Origin of the sequence: Micromonospora sediminimaris, assembly GCF_016863575.1 — a bacterium.
Classification (GTDB): Bacteria; Actinomycetota; Actinomycetes; order Mycobacteriales; family Micromonosporaceae; genus Micromonospora; species Micromonospora sediminimaris.
On record NZ_BOPD01000020.1, the window covers coordinates 77,236 to 96,584 of the forward strand.

At 72.5% G+C, this 19,349-nt stretch carries 15 protein-coding genes; 7 read left to right on the top strand and 8 right to left on the bottom strand.

Going from position 1 to position 19,349, the window contains the following annotated elements; genetic code table 11:
• The first annotated feature begins 7 nt into the window (after window positions 1–7).
• The 4 genes from cutA to Vse01_RS17275 all read left to right on the top strand — a co-directional run bounded on the left by cutA (window position 8) and on the right by Vse01_RS17275 (window position 5,747).
• A complete protein-coding gene (gene cutA / locus Vse01_RS17260; protein ID WP_093405300.1) occupies window positions 8–328 on the top strand; it encodes a divalent-cation tolerance protein CutA in 321 nt (106 codons plus the stop codon).
• 48 nt (window positions 329–376) lie between these two features.
• The gene (locus Vse01_RS17265; protein ID WP_093405303.1) at window positions 377–4,084 is read left to right on the top strand and encodes an SCO7613 C-terminal domain-containing membrane protein; all 3,708 of its coding nucleotides are present in this window, start codon (window positions 377–379) and stop codon (window positions 4,082–4,084) included.
• 224 nt (window positions 4,085–4,308) lie between these two features.
• Complete coding sequence (locus tag Vse01_RS17270; RefSeq protein ID WP_093405305.1) at window positions 4,309–4,602, top strand: 4a-hydroxytetrahydrobiopterin dehydratase; 294 nt, start codon at window positions 4,309–4,311, stop codon at window positions 4,600–4,602.
• On the top strand, window positions 4,599–5,747 hold the full coding sequence (locus Vse01_RS17275; protein ID WP_093405308.1) for an FHA domain-containing protein: 1,149 nt from the start codon (window positions 4,599–4,601) through the stop codon (window positions 5,745–5,747). Before Vse01_RS17270 ends, Vse01_RS17275 begins: the two co-directional genes overlap by 4 nt.
• 53 nt (window positions 5,748–5,800) lie before the next feature.
• On the opposite strand, the gene rocD is transcribed toward Vse01_RS17275, so the two are convergent.
• From rocD to Vse01_RS17295, 4 genes are all read right to left on the bottom strand, one after another.
• Window positions 5,801–7,015, bottom strand: coding sequence for an ornithine--oxo-acid transaminase (gene rocD / locus Vse01_RS17280; RefSeq protein ID WP_093405310.1), 1,215 nt, complete (start codon window positions 7,013–7,015; stop codon window positions 5,801–5,803).
• On the bottom strand, window positions 7,012–7,827 hold the full coding sequence (gene ddaH / locus Vse01_RS17285) for a dimethylargininase (protein ID WP_170863453.1): 816 nt from the start codon (window positions 7,825–7,827) through the stop codon (window positions 7,012–7,014). The genes rocD and ddaH overlap by 4 nt, the downstream gene beginning before the upstream one ends.
• Before the next feature lie 370 nt (window positions 7,828–8,197).
• Complete coding sequence (locus tag Vse01_RS29370) at window positions 8,198–9,133, bottom strand: thrombospondin (RefSeq protein WP_232511270.1); 936 nt, start codon at window positions 9,131–9,133, stop codon at window positions 8,198–8,200.
• A gap of 200 nt (window positions 9,134–9,333) precedes the next feature.
• Window positions 9,334–10,023, bottom strand: coding sequence for an SDR family NAD(P)-dependent oxidoreductase (locus Vse01_RS17295; protein WP_093405315.1), 690 nt, complete (start codon window positions 10,021–10,023; stop codon window positions 9,334–9,336).
• A 217-nt stretch (window positions 10,024–10,240) separates the two neighbouring features.
• Between Vse01_RS17295 and Vse01_RS17300 the strand changes: the two genes are divergently transcribed.
• Complete coding sequence (locus Vse01_RS17300; RefSeq protein WP_093405519.1) at window positions 10,241–11,047, top strand: Fpg/Nei family DNA glycosylase; 807 nt, start codon at window positions 10,241–10,243, stop codon at window positions 11,045–11,047.
• Between the two features lie 76 nt (window positions 11,048–11,123).
• Here Vse01_RS17300 and Vse01_RS17305 read toward each other — a convergent pair whose 3' ends face one another.
• From Vse01_RS17305 to Vse01_RS17320, 4 genes are all read right to left on the bottom strand, one after another.
• Window positions 11,124–11,996 carry an aminoglycoside phosphotransferase family protein gene (locus Vse01_RS17305; RefSeq protein WP_232511271.1) on the bottom strand — a complete coding sequence of 291 codons (873 nt, stop codon included), beginning with the start codon at window positions 11,994–11,996 and terminating at the stop codon, window positions 11,124–11,126.
• A gap of 42 nt (window positions 11,997–12,038) precedes the next feature.
• Window positions 12,039–13,463 carry a WGR domain-containing protein gene (locus Vse01_RS17310; protein ID WP_093405318.1) on the bottom strand — a complete coding sequence of 475 codons (1,425 nt, stop codon included), beginning with the start codon at window positions 13,461–13,463 and terminating at the stop codon, window positions 12,039–12,041.
• A 90-nt stretch (window positions 13,464–13,553) separates the two neighbouring features.
• The gene (locus tag Vse01_RS17315; RefSeq protein ID WP_093405320.1) at window positions 13,554–14,924 is read right to left on the bottom strand and encodes an FAD-dependent oxidoreductase; all 1,371 of its coding nucleotides are present in this window, start codon (window positions 14,922–14,924) and stop codon (window positions 13,554–13,556) included.
• A 16-nt stretch (window positions 14,925–14,940) separates the two neighbouring features.
• The gene (locus Vse01_RS17320; protein WP_093405323.1) at window positions 14,941–16,089 is read right to left on the bottom strand and encodes a carboxylate-amine ligase; all 1,149 of its coding nucleotides are present in this window, start codon (window positions 16,087–16,089) and stop codon (window positions 14,941–14,943) included.
• A gap of 212 nt (window positions 16,090–16,301) precedes the next feature.
• Here Vse01_RS17320 and Vse01_RS17325 point away from each other — a divergent pair, with 212 nt between their 5' ends.
• Window positions 16,302–17,726 (top strand): carbohydrate-binding protein, encoded by a 1,425-nt coding sequence (locus tag Vse01_RS17325; protein WP_093405326.1) that lies wholly within the window; start codon window positions 16,302–16,304, stop codon window positions 17,724–17,726.
• Window positions 17,727–17,876: 150 nt separating this feature from the next.
• Window positions 17,877–19,265: a chitinase gene (locus tag Vse01_RS17330; protein WP_093405329.1), complete on the top strand. Its 1,389-nt coding sequence runs from the start codon at window positions 17,877–17,879 to the stop codon at window positions 19,263–19,265.
• The last annotated feature ends 84 nt before the right edge of the window (window positions 19,266–19,349 follow it).

Here is a 19,349-nt window from a genome sequence, read left to right on the forward strand (position 1 = left end):
TGCGCAGGTGGAGCAGATCAGCGTGGTGACGACGGTGGTCGACGCGCGGTCGGTCGCCGATCTGCTGGCTGCCGCCGCGGTAGCCGGGCGATTGGCGGCCTGCGCGCAGGTGGGCGGCCAGGTGGACAGCACGTACTGGTGGCGGTCGGGGGTGGAGACCAGCACCGAGTGGTCGGTGCAGTTCAAGACCGCACCCGACCGGGTCGATGCGTTGGTCGAGCAGTTACGGGCCAGCCATCCCTACGAGGTGCCGGAGATTCTGGTCACCCGGGTGGACTGCGGCCATCCCGGGTACGCCGCCTGGGTCTTCGAGCACACCCGCTCCTGAGTACGCGCACTCTGGTGCCGACGGCGCTCCGCCGTCGAGGATGACGGCGTGGACAACGCCTACCCCTGCCCGGCCTGCGGAGGCCCGGCGAACCTGAACTCCGGCTGCACCGGCTGCGGCCGGCCGCCGCATCCGGCCGCCGCCGAGGTGATCCGGCTCGACCGGGAGATCGCCGTGCTGGGCGGTGAGGTGCAGCGGGCCCGTCAGGCGTACGAGGGGTTGGTCGGGCGACTGGACACGGTGCGGCGACGGCGGGACGAACTGGCCGCTGCGGTCCGGGCCGAGTTCCCGATGCCCACCGCACCGCCGAACCATCGCGCCGCACCGGCCGTCGCCGGACATCCGGCACCCGCTCCGGTGCCGATCGGTGGCCGGCCCGCTTCCGTCCCGGTTCGCCCGGGTGGCGCGGAGACGTCGACGCGGACCGTGCAGGGCCTGCTCTTCGTCCTGGGTGGACTGCTGCTCGGAACGGCGGCGACGGTCTTCACCGCAGTGGCCTGGGCGTCGGTCGGGGTGGCTGGTCGGGCAGCGATCCTGCTGGCGTTCACCGCGCTGCTGCTGGCCGTGCCGCTGATCGCACGTCGGCGAGGGCTGCGCGGCACCGCCGAGACCTTCGCCGCCGTCGGGCTGCTGCTGGTACTGCTCGACGGGTACGCCGCCTGGTCGGTCGACCTGTTCGGGGTGACCGCCTGGCCGGGCAGCCGGTACGCCGCCCTGGTGGTGGCGATCAGCGCGGCGGTGACGGTCGGTTACGCCCGGTTCAGCCGCCTGGCCGTGCCGTGGTTCGCCGCGCTGCTGGTCGTTCAGCCGCTGTTGCCGCTGCTGGCCGCCGAGGTCCGACCGGAACCGGCCGGGTGGGCGGTGGTCTTCGTCGGGGCGGCGCTGGCCGACCTGGCGGTGGTGGTGGCGCTGCGGCGGCGGGCCGGTGTCGTCGCGGACGAGGGGGCCGCGACGACACCGGCGGTACGGCTGGCCGGGACGCTCCTGGCCTGGGCGTGGTTCGCCGGTTGGCTGCTGCTCGCCGCAGGCTGCGCACTGGTGCCCCTGCTTGTCGGTCGGGCGGCTGGGGTACCGGTGCTGGCTGGCGGACCGATGCTGCTGGTGGCGCTCACCGCCTTCGGGGCGGCGTTGCTGACCGGTGGCGGGCCGGCACGGGCGCTGGCTGCCGGTGCGCTGGTGCCGGTGCTGGCAGCGGCGATTCTCCGCCCGGTGGTGGAGTTGCGCGCCTCGGTGTGGCTGCTGGTGGCAGCGCTTGTCGCGGCCGGGCTGGCCGGCGCGGTACGGCTGCTCCCGTCCGGCTGGCGGGCCGGTCCGCGCGCGGGGGCGTTGCTGGTGGCCGGCGCTGGTGGGCTGTTGGCGGCGCTGGCGGGACTGCTGCTGGCCGGTGCCGCCGTGGGCCGATCGTTGCCGCCGTGGCGGGGAGCCACGGCGGGCCCGTTGTTCGCCTGGGGTTGGCAACTGCCGGTGGCGACGGCGCTGACGTCGGTGGCGGTGGCAGTGCTGCTGCCCCGGGCGGCGCGGTCGGCGGTGCTGGTGGCCGGTCTCGCCGCGACCGCGTTCGCCGTGCCGGTGGCCTGGGCCGCGCCGTGGCCGGCGGTTGTCGCGATCGACCTTGCGGTCGGGGTGCTGTTGCTGGTCGCGGCGGTGGTCCGACCGACGCTGCCCACCGTTGCGGTGCTGACCTCGGCCTCGGCCGGTGCGGCACTGCTCGGGCACGGGCTGCTGGTCGGGCTGGCCGACCCGATCGGTGCCGGTGCCACCTGCGCGGTGGTCCTGGCTGTCGGGCTCGGCGTGGCGGTCGCCGGCCGAGGCGGCGACCCGGTGCGGCAGATGGTGGCCGGTTGCGGGCTGGCTGCCGCGGTGCTCGTGGTGCCGGCGGGGGCGGCGATCGGGCTGATCGGCGTCGGTGCCCCGCCGTGGTGGCAGGCCCGGGGCGCGCTGGCCGCCGTCGCGCTGCCGGCGGTGGCGCTGCTCGCGCTGCGTCGATCCTGGCCCGAACTGGCCGGGTACGCCGCGACCGGGCTCGCCGTGGTGGGGGTGCTGACCGGGCTGTCGCCCCTGGTCGTGCCGGGTGCCGAGCGGGTGGCGGTGTACGCGTCGGTGGCGGCCTCGCTGGTGGCGCTCGCTGGATTCCGGGCCCGCCCGGTGGGGCTGTTGCCGGTGGCCGGGCTGGGCCTGGCCATGGTGGCGGTGCTGGCGGCCGTGCCGGTGGTGGTGACCGCCCTGCTGACGCCGTACGGGCCGCCACCCGCCCCGTGGTCCGGCGTTCCGGCGACTCGTCTGTCACCGGACGCGCTACCGGTCGGCCTGGCACTGGTGCTGCTGTCCTTGGCGGCGGCCCTGTTCACCTGGCCGACCACCCGCACCGCCGCTGCGGGTTCCTCCGCTGTGGGGGACGGCGCTGGTACCGGCCCCGTCGGTGGTTCCGCTGGCACCGACAGCGCCGGTGGTGACCGGGCCGGTAGTGGCCGGGCCGGTAGTGGCCGGGCTGGCGGTGGCCGGGCTCGCGGCAACGGTATCGATGGCTGGCGGGTCGCCGGAGCGATGCTGCCCTTCGTGGCCGCCGCCGGGCCGGTGCTGCTGGTCGCCGCCGCCGTGCCCTGGCCGGTGGTGCCGGCCGCAGCTCTGCTGGGTGGCGTGGTTCTGCTGCTGACCGTTACGCTGCGCCACCCGGGCGGGCCGTTCGTCGGAGTGGCCATGCCGGTCGGTCTGGTGCTGGCGGCGGCCGGGCTGCTCAACCTCCAGGCGACCCGGGCCGGCACCCTGGGCGGACTGGGCCTGTTGGTGGTGTCGGCGACGGTTGTCGGCGTGGGCGGGCGTCACCTCGCGGTACGCGTGCTCGGGTGGCTGGTCGCGGTGGCCGCGGCGACCGGGTTCGCGTTGACTGCCCCGCTGGCTGGCGGGCAGCCGCCTCACGTGGCGGCGTTCGCGGTGCTCGGCGTCGCCGTGGTCAGCCTCGCGCTCGCCGCGACGCTCCCGTCGAGCCGATGGAACCGGCCGGGATCGCTGCCTCCGCAGCCGGGCGCCACGTCCGGGGCGGCGGTGGCCACCTGGACGGCTTCCGCGGTGTCCGCCCGGCCCGCCCAGGATGCGCTGGTGGGGCGGGTGCTGGACGCCGCCGCACAGGCGGTGGCGCTGCTCGCGCTGCTGCTCACCCTTGGGGCACTCCGGCATGCCGCGACGATCTGCGTGTTGTGGGGCGTCGCGATGGGTGTCCGGCTGTTGCGTCGGGACGAGTCGATCGAGCGGCGCCGGGTCTTCGCCGGCATCGGCGGGGGCAGCGAACTGATGGCCGTCTGGCTGCTGTTGGCGGCCGGCGGAGTCAGCGTGCTGGAGGCGTACACGGTGCCGCTGGCCGCGGTGGCGCTGGGGGCTGGTGCGGTGGGGCTGCGTACCCGGCCTGGACTGAACAGTTGGCTTGCGCTCGGCCCGGGCCTGGCCGCCCTGCTGCTGCCCAGCCTGACCGTCGTGCTGTTCGGCACCGACCCGCACCCGTGGCGACGGCTGCTGATCGGCACCGCCGCACTCGCCGTGACGCTGTTCGGCGCGGTCCGCCGCTGGCAGGCACCGGTGCTGCTCGGCGCGGGCGCACTGGCCTTGCTGGCCCTGTACGAGCTGGTGCGCAGCTGGGACCTGCTGCCCCGGTGGGCGTTCCTGGCTGCCGCCGGGCTGGCTCTGATCGGCGTGGCGACCACCTACGAGCGCCGCCGCCGGGACCTGCTCCGACTGCGATCCGCCGTCGGCCGCATGAGCTGACGCCCGGCCCGCGACCTCCCTTCGGGACCACCGTCGCCCCAACACCGCCGGCAACGCCGAGGCCGCGGGCGTGCTGGGGAAGTGGACGCTCCCCGGACAGGCGACAACATCGGGGATTCTGCTGTATCAGGCAGCGGCGGAGGCGACCACATTCCTGATGTTGTCGCCTCCGATGAGGCGTCGCTGGTGGCGGTGGTGCCGGCCGACACCGGTAGGGTCTGGCCATGGCAGAGGTGCTCACCGCCGAGGCGGTGCGAGACGAGCTGGATGGGCTGGCGGGCTGGTCGGGAGACTCCGCCGGGATCACCCGAACCGTGGAGCTGGCCAGCTTCCCGGACGCCATCGCAGTGGTCGACCGGGTTGCCGTCGCGGCAGAGGAACTGGACCACCACCCCGACATCGACATCCGGTGGCGCACGGTGACCTTCCGTTGCGCGACCCACTCGATCGGCGGGGTCACCATGCGTGACATCCGGCTGGCGCGCCGGATCGACGAGATCGTGGAAGGTGCCCGATGAGGTTCGAGATCAGCAAGGTGCTGGACGCCATCGAGGGGCGGGTCTGCACCGACCCGCAGCTGGCCCGCGCGGTGCTCGACCTGGCCGAAATCATCCGCTACCAGGATCTCGACGGTGGGCGGCCGGCCAGTTCACTGCGTCTCGGCATGGTCATCGACGCGCTGGCGCGCAGCCTTGAGGAGGACAGCGTCCCGGTCTACGCGGTGGTGCACCGGGGGATGCTCTCCGACGCCGACCTCACCTCCAACGAGCGGATGGTGGTGCGCAGATGGGCCGACGACGGCCTGGTGGAGGTGCTCGACAACCCGGGTGACCGGATGCTGGAGGTGGCCGACCTGCTCGGCCTGCCGGTGCTCAGCCGGGTCCGCTTCGACGGCCTGCGGGGACGGTTCCCCTGGCTGGTCGAGCAGCCGGGCCGGGTCCTCGCTCCGGTGCCGGGTGCTGGCGGTCCGGTCTTCATCGCCCACGTCGGCGGTGGTCACACGCCGGTCACCGGTCCGCCCTCACCGGCCGGTGCCCAGTTGCTCTCCCGCGAGTGGCGCTGCCCGGAGTCCGGCTGCACCCTGTTCGGCGGTGCCGGGGGCGGGGGAGCCTTCGCCGACCTGGCCCGGATCGACCGCGCACCGACCGGGCAGCCGCCACCGTCGCTGCGCAACGGCGTGCCCACCTGTCCCCGACACGGTGCGCGGCTGCGTGACGCCGGGCCCCGGCCACGCAGCGAGGTCCTCGCGATCCGGGTCGGTGGCCTCATCCGTCGTCGCTTCGTACTCACCGAGGAACAGCCGGTGGTGATCGGCCGGGCACCGGAGGGCTCCGGCGGCATCATGCTCGGCCAGTGGCTCAACGACGAGGCGCGGCGCTGGATCAGCCGCAACCACCTGCGGCTGGAGTTGCGCGGCGGAGACGTCGTCGCCACCGACGTCAGCACCAACGGCTCCGGCGTACGGCCGGGCGGATCCCTCACGGAGGCGGACCGGATCCCGCTGGCCCCGCAGCAGTCCCGGGTGCTCGGCACCGGTGACATGGTGGAGCTGTACCCGGGGGTGCAGGTCGGCCGCCCGAACGAGTTCCCGGCGGGAGCGCCGTACAACCCGGACTCGGTGATGTCCGAGGCCCCGACGATGGCGATGCGGCTGCCACGCTGAACGCCGGTGGGCGTCGGGACCGGGTCCCGACGCCCACCGGAGGGTACGAACGCTCAGCCGGCCAGGACTGCGGCCACCTGCGCCACCGCGTGGTCGATCTCCTCCTCGGTGATCACCAGCGGCGGGGCCAGTCGGATGGTCGAGCCGTGCGTGTCCTTGGCCAGCACACCCCGCTCCATCAGCCGCTCGCAGGCTTCCCGGCCGCTCATCAGGGCCGGGTCGATGTCCAGGCCGGCCCAGAGACCCCGGCCTCGTACCGCGACCAGACCCTTGCCGATCAGGCCGCGCAGGCCGGCTTGCAGCCGCTCGCCCAGTGCGGCGGAGCGGCGCTGGAACTCTCCGGTCGCCAGCAGCCGGACCACCTCGGTCGCCACGGCGCAGGCGAGGGGGTTCCCGCCGAAGGTGGAGCCGTGCTGTCCGGGCTGGAGTACGCCGAGCACGTCGGTGTCGGCGGCCACCGCGGAAACCGGCACGATGCCGCCGCCGAGCGCCTTGCCCAGCAGGTACATGTCCGGCACGACGCCTTCCTGCTCACACGCGAAGGTGGTGCCGGTGCGTCCCAGGCCGGACTGGATCTCGTCGGCGATGAACAGCACGTTGCGTTCGGTGCAGAGCAGCCGTACCCCGTGCAGGTAGCCCTCGGGTGGCACCACCACGCCCTGCTCGCCCTGGATCGGCTCCAGCAGCACGGCGACGGTGTGCTCGTCGATCGCCTCGGTCAGGGCGGCCAGGTCGCCGTAGGGGACGATCCGGAAACCGGGGGTGTACGGCCCGAAGTCGGCCCGGGCGTCGGAGTCGGTGGAGAAGCTGACGATTGTGGTCGTACGCCCGTGGAAGTTGCCCTCCGCGACCACGATGTTGGCCTGGCCGGCCGGTATCCCCTTGACCTGGTAGCCCCACTTGCGGGCCACCTTGATGCCGGTCTCGACCGCCTCGGCCCCGGTGTTCATCGGCAGCACCAGGTCCTTGCCGCACAGCGCCGCCAGCTCCCGGCAGAAGTCGGCGAACTGGTCGTGGAGGAACGCCCGGCTGGTCAGCGTCAGCTTGTCGAGCTGGGCGTGCGCGGCGGCGATCAGCGTCGGGTGCCGGTGACCGAAGTTCAGCGCCGAGTAGCCGGCCAGGCAGTCGAGGTAACGCCTGCCGTCCACGTCGGTCACCCAGGCGCCCTCGGCGGAGGAGATCACCACCGGCAACGGGTGGTAGTTGTGCGCGGTGTGGCGCTCCGCATCCTGCACCGCGGCCGGGGTCCGCAGCATGTCCTCGATCATCGGTTCGCCTTTCCCTGACGGAGTCGCAACGTGCAGCACTTCGGGCCACCGCCGGCCCGACGCAGCTCGGACAGGTCGACGCCGATCGTCTCGTAGCCCCGGTCGCGCAACTTGGCGGCCAGACCGGTGGCCTGCTCGGGCAGTACCACGTGCCGGCCGTCGCTGACCGCGTTGAGCCCGAGCACCTCCGCGTCGGCCATGGTGGCGTGCACCGCGTCCGGGAAGAGCCGGCGCAGCACGGCCTGACTGCCGGGCGAGAACGCCTCCGGCAGGTACGCGACGGTCCGCTCGTCGAGCACGCTCAGCGCGGTGTCCAGGTGGTAGAAGCGCGGGTCGACCAGCTGCATGGTGATCACCGGGTAGCCGAAGACCTCCTGGAGCTGGGCGTGCGAGGCGTGCGCGGTGCGGAAACCGGTGCCGGCGAGCAGGTGGCCCCCGGCCAGCAGGACGTCGCCCTCACCCTCGTTGACGTGCTTCGGGTCGTACATCTCGAAGCCGGCGGCCTCGAACCAGGCGCGGTACGCGGGCGCCTCGTCGGCGCGCTGCGGGTCGCGGAACTGCACGGCCATCGCCTTGCCGTCGATCACGGTGCCACCGTTGGCGGCGAAGACCATGTCGGGCAGGCCCGGCACCGGCGCGATCTCCTCGACGGTGTGGCCCAGATCCAGGTAGACCTGGCGCAACCGCTCCCACTGCCGCACTGCGAGGTCGGCATCGACCGGTGCGGTCGGGTCCATCCACGGGTTGATCGCGTAGTCGACGGCGAAGTACGTCGGCCGGCACATCAGAAAGCGCTGGCGGGTGGCGTCCATCGTCATTGTCCTGCTCCAAGCCTCGGGCGCGCCCGGCCACCGTCGGCCCACGGGCTGGCGCCGTGGTTCAACGGTATGCGGGCTAGACCAGCCGGATCCACCGCGAACCCTTGCATTGGGCGGCAGATCATTGCGTATGGCACCCGGCTGGAGCAGATTCGTTGCGTGCGGCTCCCGGCCCGGCTCGCGGGTTGAGGGTCGCCAGGCAGCTGTCCGGGGACGACCGCCCCCGGACATACGTCAGGGGCGGCGAACCGCCGCCCCTGACGAGCATGTGCGCCCGGCTGGTGAACCACCAGATCTGATCGGGCTACGGTCGGTTCCGCACCGACCGGCACCGGTGAATCACCGGCGGGCCGAAAAGTGCCCGTTACAGGCGGTCGACAAACTGTGAATCAAGCCACTCGCGGAAGCGGACCACGACATCTCCGTCGGTGGACGGCCAGTCGTACTGGCCGGTCATCGCCAGCACGCCGAGGACCACCGCGCCGAGGCCGAAGGCGATGCCCAGCAGCGCGTCGGACTTGCCGGCGATGTGGCGCCGACGGGTGGCCATCAGACCGAGCACGGCGAGCACCGCTCCGACCGCGCCCAGCGCGATGCCGTACCCGGCGAGGGCGCCGGTGAGCACGAACAGGATGCCGCCGACGCCGACGATCAGGCCGAGCGTGGCCAGCAGACTGGCCCGGGGCCGTGGCCCGACCGGCGCCGACGGTACGTCCCGGCCGGTTGCGCCGTCGGGGGTCCGGTCGTCGTCGACCCTGCCGTCCCGCTCGACGGTGCCGACGCTCCGGTCCCGGTCGGCGTGGCGATCCGCGTCGCCGGCCCGATCCCCGTCGGAGGTGCGGTCGCGGTCTGTGGTGCGGTCGGTGGTGTGGAGGCCATCGACGGCCCGGTCCCGGCCGCTGGCGCGGTCACCGTCGAGAGTGCGGTCCACGCCGGTGACGCGGTGGCCGTCGACGGTCTCGGTGGTGGCGGCACGAGCGCGGCGGGAACCGTGAACCGTGGATCGGGCGGTGGCGGCGCGGGCCTCGGCGCTCCGTTGTGCGTCGGGCTGGCCATCCACCCGGGCGGTGCCGGCGCCAGCGGTCGGGCTGGTGGCGGCACGGTCCTTGGCGGCGCGGTCCGTGGCGGGCTGGCCGGCGACCGGGTCCGCAGCGGTTCGGCGGGTGGTGCTGCCGTCGGTGCGACCCTCGACGCCGGACCGCTCGTCGGGGCGGGTGTCGGTGGCGACCGTCCCGGTCCTGCTGTCGTCGGCTGCCGGCGGCGCCGGTTCCTCCCGGCGCAACAACGAAGAAAATTTCATGGGTTCACCTCCTGATCGATGCGTGGATGGCGGCATCAGCCCCGTATCGCCAACCACGCCACAACACCCAGCAGGTACCCAACCCCCACCCACCCGACACCCCACTCCGCCCGCCCCGCACCGCTCCCCTCGTCGATCATGCAGTTGCGGCAGGCAAAGGCGAGGGCTGCGACGGCGAGGGCGGCGGTGGGGGTGGGGTGTTAGCGGGGGCGGATCAGGGGGGCCAGGGTGGCGGTGAGGAGGGCCAGGCGGCGGGGCCGGGAGACCCGGACGGGACGCTTGCGGACGCAGCGCACGAGGATCTCCACGGCGTCATCGACCGGGATCATCAGCGGTCGGAACGAGCCCTTGGCCATCTTGGTGTCGACGAATCCGAATCGCACGGTGGTCACGTGCACGCCGTGCCGGCGCAGCGCCGCCGACAAACCCGTCAGGTACGACGACACTCCGGCCTTCGAGCCGGCGTAGCCGGGCGCCTCGCCGGAGACCAGCCGGTCGGCGAGACTGGAGATCCCGATCAGGTGCCCGTCGCCGGTGGCGAGCATTCTCGGCACCACCACGGCGGTGGTCCGTACCGCGCCCATCAGGTTGACCTCGAAGGTGCGCGTCTGCGCGTCCAGGTCGACCGGATCAAAAGGTTCGCCGATGCCGGCGGCGTAAACACACAGGTCCACCCCGCCGAGCTCGTCGATCGCCTTGCCCAGCACGTCCGGATAGTCCGGCGCGGTGACATCGATCGTGTGGTGGGCGTATGTGGGGACGATGATGGCGTTGTCCCGTCGCGACAGCCCGGTGACCCGCCAGCCGTCGGCGAGCAGTCTGCGGGTGAACGCCAGCCCGATGCCGTCGCTGTTGCCGACCACCACCGCACGGCGTATCTCATCCGTCATGACCCCGCCCCCATCGAGTCGACGTGGTGCCCGCCGTGCCGGCGGCCCGATCGGCAATTGAACCAGACGCCGAGGGCGATCCCTTACCGTCGAGTAGCAGCGTTACCCGGGGACGGGTGACCGGTTCGGGGTGCTTGGCACGCCCCTGCCGGCCGTCACCACGTGGCAAGGCCGGGCCCGACCGCTGCTCACCGGCCCGCTGGCTACGCTTGGCGTCGTGCCAGAGGGACACACCATTCATCGCCTGGCGGCCCGGCACGCCGAGCTGTTCGTGGGGGACAAGGTGCTCGCCGCCAGCCCGCAGGGGCGCTTCGCCGACGGTGCCGCCCGGATCTCCGGCACGGTGCTGGAGGCCACCGAGGCGTACGGCAAGCACCTGCTGCACCACTACGCCGGTGAGTTCGCGCTGCACGTGCACCTCGGCCTCTACGGGAAGGTTACCGACGGCGATGGTGAACCGCCGGAGCCGGTGGGGCAGATCCGTCTACGGCTGACCAGCGACCGGCACTGGCTCGACCTGCGTGGGCCGACCGCCTGCGAACTGCTCAGCCCGCCCGAGGTGGCCGCGCTGCGGGCTCGACTCGGACCGGATCCGCTGCGCGCCGACGCCGATCCGGAGCGGGCGTACGCGCGGATCTCGCGCAGCGTGATGCCACTGGCGGCGCTGTTGCTGGACCAGACGGTGGTGGCCGGCACAGGTCTGATCTTCGTGACGGAGGCGTTGTTTCGCGCCGGTCTGTCGCCGCGGCTGCCCGGCCGGGAGTTGACCCCGGCCGGTTGGCAGGTGCTTTGGGCAGACCTGGTCGAGCTGATGACGCTCGCGGTCACCACCGGTCGGATCGACACCGTCCGCGCCGCGCACCTGCCCGAGGCGATGGGTCGGCCGGCCCGAGTCGACCGGCACGGGGGAGAGGTCTACGTCTACCGCCGCCCCGGCCAACCCTGCCACGTCTGCCGCACCCCGATCAGCCGAGGCACCATCACCGCCCGCAACCTCTACTGGTGCCCCACCTGCCAGTCCTGACCCGACCGGCGGGGATCTTGGTCTGGAACGGCCCTTCAGGGGGCCGTGCTCGACCAAGATTTGACCGAGACGCGGATCAGTCGAGGAGCCAGCGGACCACCTCGACGTGGTCGGGGAAGACCCGGTCGCCGTCGATGCTCCAGGCCGTCGTCTGACCGATCGTCCAGCCCAGGACGCGGTCCCGGTCGAGCCCCAGCTCGGCGCTGAGCCGGTCCAGGCGGTGGCGGACGGCCGCCCGGGAGTGGCCCAGCTCGGTGCCGCGCACCATCGGGACCACCGAGAACTCCCGCTCGCCGACCAGCGGTTTCGGGTCGATCACCAGCCACGGCTCGCGTTCGGCGCGCAGCACGTTGGCGGCATGCAGGTCCTGGTTGACCAGGACCTGCACACCCTGGCTGCCGGTGAGCCCGCCGAGCAGGTCGAGCGCGGCGTCGACCAGCCGCCGCTCGAACGGCCGCCCGGCCCGCTCCCACTTCACCGGCAGCCGGGACACCCAACCGGCGGCGGCCTCCGCCAACGACGTGAACGGCTGACCGGCCGGTACCCAGAGGCGGGGGAGCAGCGCCACCACCGCGTCGAGCGCCGCGTCGAGCGGTAACGCGTGCAGCGGGGTCCCGGGATTGCAACGCTCCACCAGCAGTGCCCGCAGGTCGGGGTCGTGGCCGAGCAGCCGGACGGCACCGTCGCCGTCCCAACGCCGCAGCGCGGTCACCTCGTGCTCGCTCTCCGCGTCGGGGAACTGCAACTTGAGCACCGCACGGGTGCCGTCCGGCAGTTCGGCCGGCAAGGCCAGGGAGGCGCAGGCGTACCCGAAGGGCGGCCCGAGCCGCAGCGACCAGCGCCGGGCGCAGGTGGCCAGCCGGTCCGGCAACTCGGCCAACCACTCCGGGCCACCCGGCACGTCGCGAAGCCAGGCCAAGCCGTCGGGGAGTCGCAGCGCGCCGGTCACCGGCTCATGGTGACCGAGGCCGAGCAGCGGCCACAACCGTGATCAGCGGAGGCGGCGGATGTCACCGTACGCCCGGTAGAAGCCGCCACGGCCGGACTCCCGGACCTCGGTGACCAGGTAGCGGGCACCCGGCTGGCGGATGCCCTTGGGGAACTGCACCGACCAGTTCCGGTGGTAGCCGGCGGACAGCACGTGCACCCGCAGCCGACCGCCCTGCTCGACGCACTCGACGATCACCCCGTCACCGGCGTCGCCGACGACCTCGACCTCGGTGACGGCGGCTGGTTCGGGCAGCCGGGCCGGGGCCTTCACGTCGACCACGTCGGGCACGTTGCCCGCCTCCGCCGCCCGGATCGCGGGCTCGCTGGCGTCGATGCAGGCCAGGTGGCCGCTGGTGGTCACCACGTAGAGGCGTTCGTCGTGGTACTGCATGGAGTAGGCCGATCCGCAGCCGGTGCCGAGCTTCCACAGCCGGGTGCCGTCGGCGGCGAAGCAGTAGATCGACGACTGGCTGTCACCGGCGAAGACGTAACGACCGTCGGCGGCCGTGGCGCAGGAGAAGACCGGCGCATCGGCGCGGTAGGTGCGCAGCGCCGAACCGCCGTCCTTGCCGAGGCGCACCACCTCGCGGGTGGCGGTGCCGGCGAACACGGCGTCGCGTTCCTGCCAGCCGAAGAGCACCGAGCCGGTGCGGGTGTGCCACAACTCCCGCCCGGTGCGCCAGTCGTAGCCGCTGACCCCCGTCGAGTCGCCGTGGTAGACGGCGTCGGCGTCGCAGCGCACCATCCAGGCCGACCGGCCGCGCCCGGCCCGTCGCCAGAGGAACTCGTCCTCGTGGTCGATGGCGGCGACCCCACCGTCGGCGTCGGAGACACCCAGCACGCCGTCGTGGATGTCGAGCCAGTAGATGTCGATGTCGGGAACGATCGCGTACGCCACCCGGGGGATCTTGCCGGACAGGTCGTAGACGTTGCCGTCGTCGCAGCCGGCGTAGATCCAGGCGTCGTCGGCGACGATGCACTTGACCCCGTCGGGAAGCCGGACCTGGTCCAGCACGCGGGCGTCGTGATCGAGAGTGGTGATCACACCGCGCTCGTTGCCCACCATGCAGGTGCGCCCGTCGACGAAGATGCCGAAGGCCGGTGCGCCGGAGTCGTACCGCCAGAGGACCGGGGCGGTGCGGGCGGTCGAGCGGGTGCTGACGATCTGCCGCCGGGAGACTGCCCGCTTCTGGCGTACGCCGCGGACCGCCGGAGCGTACCCCTTGCGGATCTTCTCGCCGATCTTCTTCGCCGCGGCGGCGCGGGCCCGCGCGTTGTCGGGGTAGCCGGTGGTCTTCACCTGACCCTGGTCGCCGATCCGCCCGAAGCGCACGGTCATCGTGGCGTCGTCGACCATCACCTCGTAGAACTTGTGCGCGGCACCGTCCATTTCGGACAGTTCGAGGTAGGTCGTCTCCTGCGACATAAGGATTCCTCCGAGGGGTTGGCGTCGGCCCTGACCGGGCGGCGCGCCTACGCTAACCCGCGGCACCGACAGAATCCGGCCCCGGAGCCGTCAGCCGGCGAGCGCGTCCACGGCCTTGCGGGCGGCGACCAGCACCGGATCCCAGACCGGGGCGTACGGCGGGGCGTAGCCGAGGTCGAGCGCGGTCATGTCGTCCACCGTCATCTTGTTCCACAGCGCCACGGCGAGGGTGTCGATCCGCTTCGCCGCCTCGGACCAGCCGACGATCTGGGCGCCGAGCAGTCGCCCGCTCGGCCGCTCGGCGATCAGCTTCACCGTCATCTGCCGGGCGCCGGGGTAGTAGCCGGCGCGGTTCGTCGACTCGGCGATCACCGAGACGAACTCGAAGCCGGACGCCCGGGCCTCGCGCTCCCGCAGGCCGGTGCGTCCCACCTCCAGCTCGCACACCTTGGTCACCGCGGTGCCGATCACCCCGGCGAAGGTGGCGTACCCGCCGCCGATGTTGATGCCGGCGACCCGGCCCTGCTTGTTGGCGTGGGTGCCGAGCGGTACGTGCACCGGCATGCCGCTGACCTTGTGCAGGGTCTCCACGCAGTCCCCGGCGGCCCACACCCCGGGCACCCCGGACACCCGCATCTGACGGTCCACCCGGATGCCGCCGGTCGGCCCGAGCGGCAGGCCGGCGGCGGCGGCCAACTCGGTGTTGGGGCGTACGCCGAGACCGAGGACCACCAGGTCGGCCGGGATCGGCCCGTCGTCGGTGACCACCTCGCTGACCCGGCCGTCGCGCTCCGCCAGGCCGGTCACCCGTACGCCGGTGCGGATGTCCACGCCCAGCCCGCGCATCGCCTCGGTGACCAGTCGGGCCATGTCGGGGTCGACTGTCGACATCGGCTGCTCGTCGCGCTCGACCAGGGTGACCGACAGGCCGCGGCGGACCAGTGCCTCGGCCATCTCGACGCCGATGTAGCCGCCGCCGACCACCACCGCCCGCCGGGGCCGCGGCTCGGTCTCCAGCCAACCGCGCAGCGCCGAACCGTCGTCGAGGGTCTGCACCCCGAACACCCCGGCGGCGTCGGTGTGCGCCCAGGCTGGCTTCTTCGGCACCGCTCCGGCGGCGTACATCAGGGTGTCGAACGGTTCCCGGACCTCACCGCCGCCGTCCAGGTCACGGGCGACCACCTCGCGGCGGACCAGGTCGATCTCGACCACCTCGTGCCGGATCCGCACGTCGATGGCGTAGTCCTCGCGGTGCACCTTCGGCGACCGGGCCACCAGTTGCTCCCGGTCGGTGACCAGGCCGCTGATCCAGTACGGGATCCCACAGGCCGAGTACGAGGTGAAGTGCCCCCGTTCGAACACGACGATCTCCAGGTCGTCCACGCCCCGACGACGGCGCGCCTGGGCGGCGGCCGACATGCCGGCGGCGTCCCCGCCGACGACGATCAACCGTTCCGCCACGCCATCACCTCTCTCGTCAGGCCGGGTCCTCGCCCCGGGTCTGGCGTGCCACGTCCTCCACCACATCCTCCAACCGTCCGGTCCGGGCGTACACCGAACGCTGCCGTGCGGCCCCGCTGCCGTGCCGGCGCAGCCCCTCCAGCAGGCCGGTCACCTCGGCGAGGTCGCCGTGTCGGTCGAGGGCCGGACCGAGGCGTCCGACGAGCTGGTGCAGCAGATCCCAGGCCGGCCGCAGCTCACCGCTGTGCGGGTCGACCGCCTCTCCCTCCAACCCGTCGTGGGCGGCCCGCCAGTGCGCGCCGACCAGCAGGTGATGGTCGGTCGGCAGCGGTGGCCGCCCGGCCGCGATGTCGTCGAGCGCGGTCGCCACCAGCCCACGGACCAGTGCGGCGATCAGGACCGCGTCGTCGACGGTCGGGCAGACGTCACCGATGCGTAGCTCCACCGTCGGATACTTGGCCGACAGCCGGGCGTACCAGTAGAGCATCCCCTCGTCGAGCATCACGCCGCTGGCGATTAGCTGACGGATCAGTCGTTGGTAGTGCTCGTGGTTGACCAGGTAGGGCGTCGGCGCGACCGAGGGCCAGCGTTCCCACTCGATCGATCGCCAACTGGCGTAGCCGGTGTCCTCCCCGCCTGAGAACGGCGAGTTGGCGGTGACCGCGTGCAGGATCGGCAGCCACGGCCGCACATGGTTGAGCACCTGTACGCCCGCGTCCGGGTCCGGCACTCCGACGTGGACATGCATGCCGTTGTTGCCCGGCCCGGGCACCAACAGCCGGAACCGGGCGATCATCCGGTCGAAGCGGGGCTTGTCGACCACCGGGGGGACCGGCCCGTCGATCGGCCCGGTGCCGATCGCGAGCAACCGGGCGCCGGCCCGCTCGGCGGCGTCGGCCAGCGCGGCGCGGAGCAGGCTGAGCGAGTGCCGGATCGAGGAGAGTTCCAATCCGGGTGGGCTGCCGATCTCGATCTGACTGGTCTGGAACTCCCGCTCGACCTGTCCCCGCAACTCGGCGGGGACCTCCTCCAGCACCGCCTCGACGGCGGGCGCCGCGGCCCCGGTCTCCGGGTCGACGAGTAGGAACTCCTCCTCGACACCCACGGTGAGCATGTCGGTTGCCTCGACCGGGGGACGCGGGGCGGTTGCCGCCTGCCTGACCATCGCTACCACCGTCCACTTCCTCCCGGGCGGTCCGTCCGCACCGGGTCGGCCGGCAATTACCCGCTGTGGTGGTACCGGGAAACTCCGCCCGGGTGTGGCGGGGGTGTGCGCGATCGCGAGGCAGACCGGATCGATCGATATTGACAACTGCGCGAGGGGGACGTACAACTCGTGAGAGAGCGCTCTCTCCCGTCCCCGCAGAGAGGCACATCATGACAACTGCCCCGGCGGCACCCGCCGCCCCGCCTGCGCGACGCCGGCTGCCGCTGGCGTTGACCCTGCTCACCGCCGTCGCCACCGTCGTGGCCGGACTCGGCACGACCGCGGACGCCGCCGTGCCGCCGCCCCCTTCGGGCTGGAACCTGGTGTGGAGCGACGACTTCACCGGCGCCGCCGGCACCCTCCCGTCCGCCGGCAACTGGATCATCGACACCGGCACCAGCTACCCGGGTGGCCCACCCAACTGGGGCACCGGCGAGATCCAGACGTACACGAACAGCACCGCCAACGTCAGCCACGACGGCGCTGGCAACCTGCGGATCACCCCGCTGCGCGACAGCGCCGGCCGCTGGACCTCGGCGCGCATCGAGACCGTCCGCAGCAACTTCAAGGCCCCGGCCGGCGGGATCCTGGCCATCGAGGGCCGCATCCAGATGCCCAACGTGACAGGTGCCGCCGCGTCGGGGTACTGGCCGGCGTTCTGGGCGCTCGGTTCGCCCTACCGGGGCAACTACCAGAACTGGCCGGGCATCGGCGAGTTCGATGTGATGGAGAACGTCAACGGGCTCAACTCGGTCTGGGGCGTGCTGCACTGCGGCGTCGCGCCGGGCGGCCCGTGCGACGAGTTCAACGGCATCGGCGCCTCCCGGGCCTGCCCCGGCAGCACCTGCCAGTCCGCCTTCCACACCTACCGCTTCGAGTGGGACGCCTCGGTCAGCCCGCAGCAACTGCGCTGGTACGTCGACGGGCAGCTCTACCACACGGTCAGCCAGAGCCGGGTCGGTGAGCCGTACTGGTCGCAGATGACCAGCCACGCCGGTTACTTCCTGCTGCTGAACGTGGCGATGGGCGGGGCCTTCCCGAACGGGGTCGCCGGCAGCGCCACGCCGACCTCGGCCACCGTGCCCGGCCGGCCGATGCTTGTCGACTACGTCGCGGTCTACAGCCGGGGTGGGGGCAGCAACCCGCCGCCCACCACGCCACCGCCGACCACCCCGCCGCCGGGCGGGACGCGGGACGCGTACGCGACCATCCAGGCCGAGTCCTTCAACGCCCAGAACGGCGTGATCGTCGAGGCGTGTTCCGAGGGCGGGCAGAACATCGGGGCACTGCGCAACGGCGACTGGGTCCGTTTCGACAACGTGGAGTTCGGCTCCGGCGGGCCACGTGACTTCGTGGCCCGGGTCGCCTCCGGCGCGGGGGCCGGCGTCAGTGGCCTGGTGGAGGTCCGGGTGGACAGCCCGACCAGCGCACCCATCGGCAGCTTCGCCATCGCCAACACCGGTGGCTGGCAGAGCTGGCGGTCGGTGCCGGGCAACGTCTCCGGAGTGACCGGGCGACGGACCGTCTACCTCACCTTCACCAGCGGACAGCCCAACGACTTCGTGAACGTCAACTGGTTCCACTTCCGCCGCTGAGGCGTGACGACACGGCCCCCTGGCATCGCCTCTGGCGGACAGGGGGCCGTGTCGATGCACCCGGGGCCAACCCTGGACAGAAACAGTTAACAGTCTTAATAATAGGCGCCAGGTTGACGTCCATGGATTTCGTCCGGGCTGGAGGGGCACATGAAACGGTCCAGAACGCTGGTGCTGGCGGTGATCGGCGCGATGGCCGCCGCGATCGGGGCGGTCGGGTTGGCGCCAGCCGCGTACGCCGCCGGAGTCACCGCGAGCTTCGTCAAGACGTCCGACTGGGGCTCGGGCTGGGAGGGGAAGTACACCATCACCAACGGGGGCGGCACCACGGTCAACGGCTGGAGTCTCGCCTTCGACCTGCCCGCCGGTACCACGGTCGGCACCTACTGGGACGCGCTGCTGACCTCCAGCGGCCAGCGGTACACCTTCACCAACCGTTCCTGGAACGGCACCATCGCACCCGGTGCCTCGGTCTCCTTCGGCTTCCTCGGCAGCGGTTCCGGCGTACCGGCGAACTGCCAGCTCAACGGCGCGGCCTGCGCCGGCGGCACCACGCCGACCACGCCGCCGCCGACCACGCCGCCCCCCACCACGCCGCCGCCGACGCCGCCGCCGCCGACCACGCCGCCGCCGGTCGGCGGGCTGCCGAAGCACATCCTGACCGGCTACTGGCACAACTTCGACAACCCGGCCGTCGAGTTGCGGCTGCGTGACGTACCCACCGAGTACGACCTGGTGGCGGTGGCCTTCGCCGACGCGACTGGCACGCCCGGCGCGGTCGGCTTCGCCATCGACCCCGGCCTGTCCGCCGCGCTCGGCGGGTACACCGACGCCGACTTCGCCGCCGACGTGCGGACCCTTCAGAGTCGCGGCAAGAAGGTGATCATCTCGGTGGGTGGCGAGACCGGCCGGGTCGTGGTCGACAGCTCGGCGTCCGCGGCGGGCTTCGCCGACAGCGTGTACGGCCTGATCCAGCGCTACGGCTTCGACGGCGTCGACATCGACCTGGAGAACGGGTTGAACCCGACGTACATGGCGCAGGCCCTGCGGTCACTGCGGGCGAAGGTGGGCAGCGGGCTGATCATCGCGATGGCGCCGCAGACCATCGACATGCAGAACCCGGCGGGCAGCTACTTCAAGCTGGCGTTGGACATCAAGGACATCCTGACCGTGGTGAACACCCAGTACTACAACTCCGGGGCGATGCTCGGCTGCGACAACAACGCCGCGTACGCCCAGGGGACGGTCAACTTCATCGTCGCGCTGGCCTGTATCCAGTTGGAGGCGGGGCTGCGGCCCGACCAGGTCGGGCTCGGCCTGCCGGCCGGTCCCGGCGCGGCCGGTGGCGGCATCGTCCCGCCCAGCGTGGTCAACGCCGCGCTGGACTGCCTGACCCGGGGCACCAACTGCGGCAGCTTCCGCCCGCCGCGCACCTACCCCGGCCTGCGTGGCGCGATGACCTGGTCCATCAACTGGGACATCACCAACAACAACACCTTCGCCCGCACCGTCTCCCCCCACCTCCGCACCCTCCCCTGACGCTCAAGATCCGGGCAACTTCCCTGATGTTGCTGTTTCAGGCTCGGCTGAGGCAGCACCATCCCCGAAGTTGCCCGGATCTTG

What these genes read in the sequence shown, in the direction of transcription:
- Vse01_RS17325 (WP_093405326.1), top strand. Translation starts at nt 16,302, where the DNA reads ATGACAACTGCCCCGGCGGCACCCGCCGCCCCGCCTGCGCGACGCCGG.
- Vse01_RS17330 (WP_093405329.1), top strand. Translation starts at nt 17,877, where the DNA reads ATGAAACGGTCCAGAACGCTGGTGCTGGCGGTGATCGGCGCGATGGCC.
- Vse01_RS29370 (WP_232511270.1), bottom strand. Translation starts at nt 9,133, where the DNA reads ATGAAATTTTCTTCGTTGTTGCGCCGGGAGGAACCGGCGCCGCCGGCA.
- Vse01_RS17295 (WP_093405315.1), bottom strand. Translation starts at nt 10,023, where the DNA reads ATGACGGATGAGATACGCCGTGCGGTGGTGGTCGGCAACAGCGACGGC.
- Vse01_RS17310 (WP_093405318.1), bottom strand. Translation starts at nt 13,463, where the DNA reads ATGTCGCAGGAGACGACCTACCTCGAACTGTCCGAAATGGACGGTGCC.
- Vse01_RS17270 (WP_093405305.1), top strand. Translation starts at nt 4,309, where the DNA reads ATGGCAGAGGTGCTCACCGCCGAGGCGGTGCGAGACGAGCTGGATGGG.
- rocD (WP_093405310.1), bottom strand. Translation starts at nt 7,015, where the DNA reads ATGATCGAGGACATGCTGCGGACCCCGGCCGCGGTGCAGGATGCGGAG.
- ddaH (WP_170863453.1), bottom strand. Translation starts at nt 7,827, where the DNA reads ATGGACGCCACCCGCCAGCGCTTTCTGATGTGCCGGCCGACGTACTTC.
- Vse01_RS17275 (WP_093405308.1), top strand. Translation starts at nt 4,599, where the DNA reads ATGAGGTTCGAGATCAGCAAGGTGCTGGACGCCATCGAGGGGCGGGTC.
- Vse01_RS17320 (WP_093405323.1), bottom strand. Translation starts at nt 16,089, where the DNA reads ATGGTCAGGCAGGCGGCAACCGCCCCGCGTCCCCCGGTCGAGGCAACC.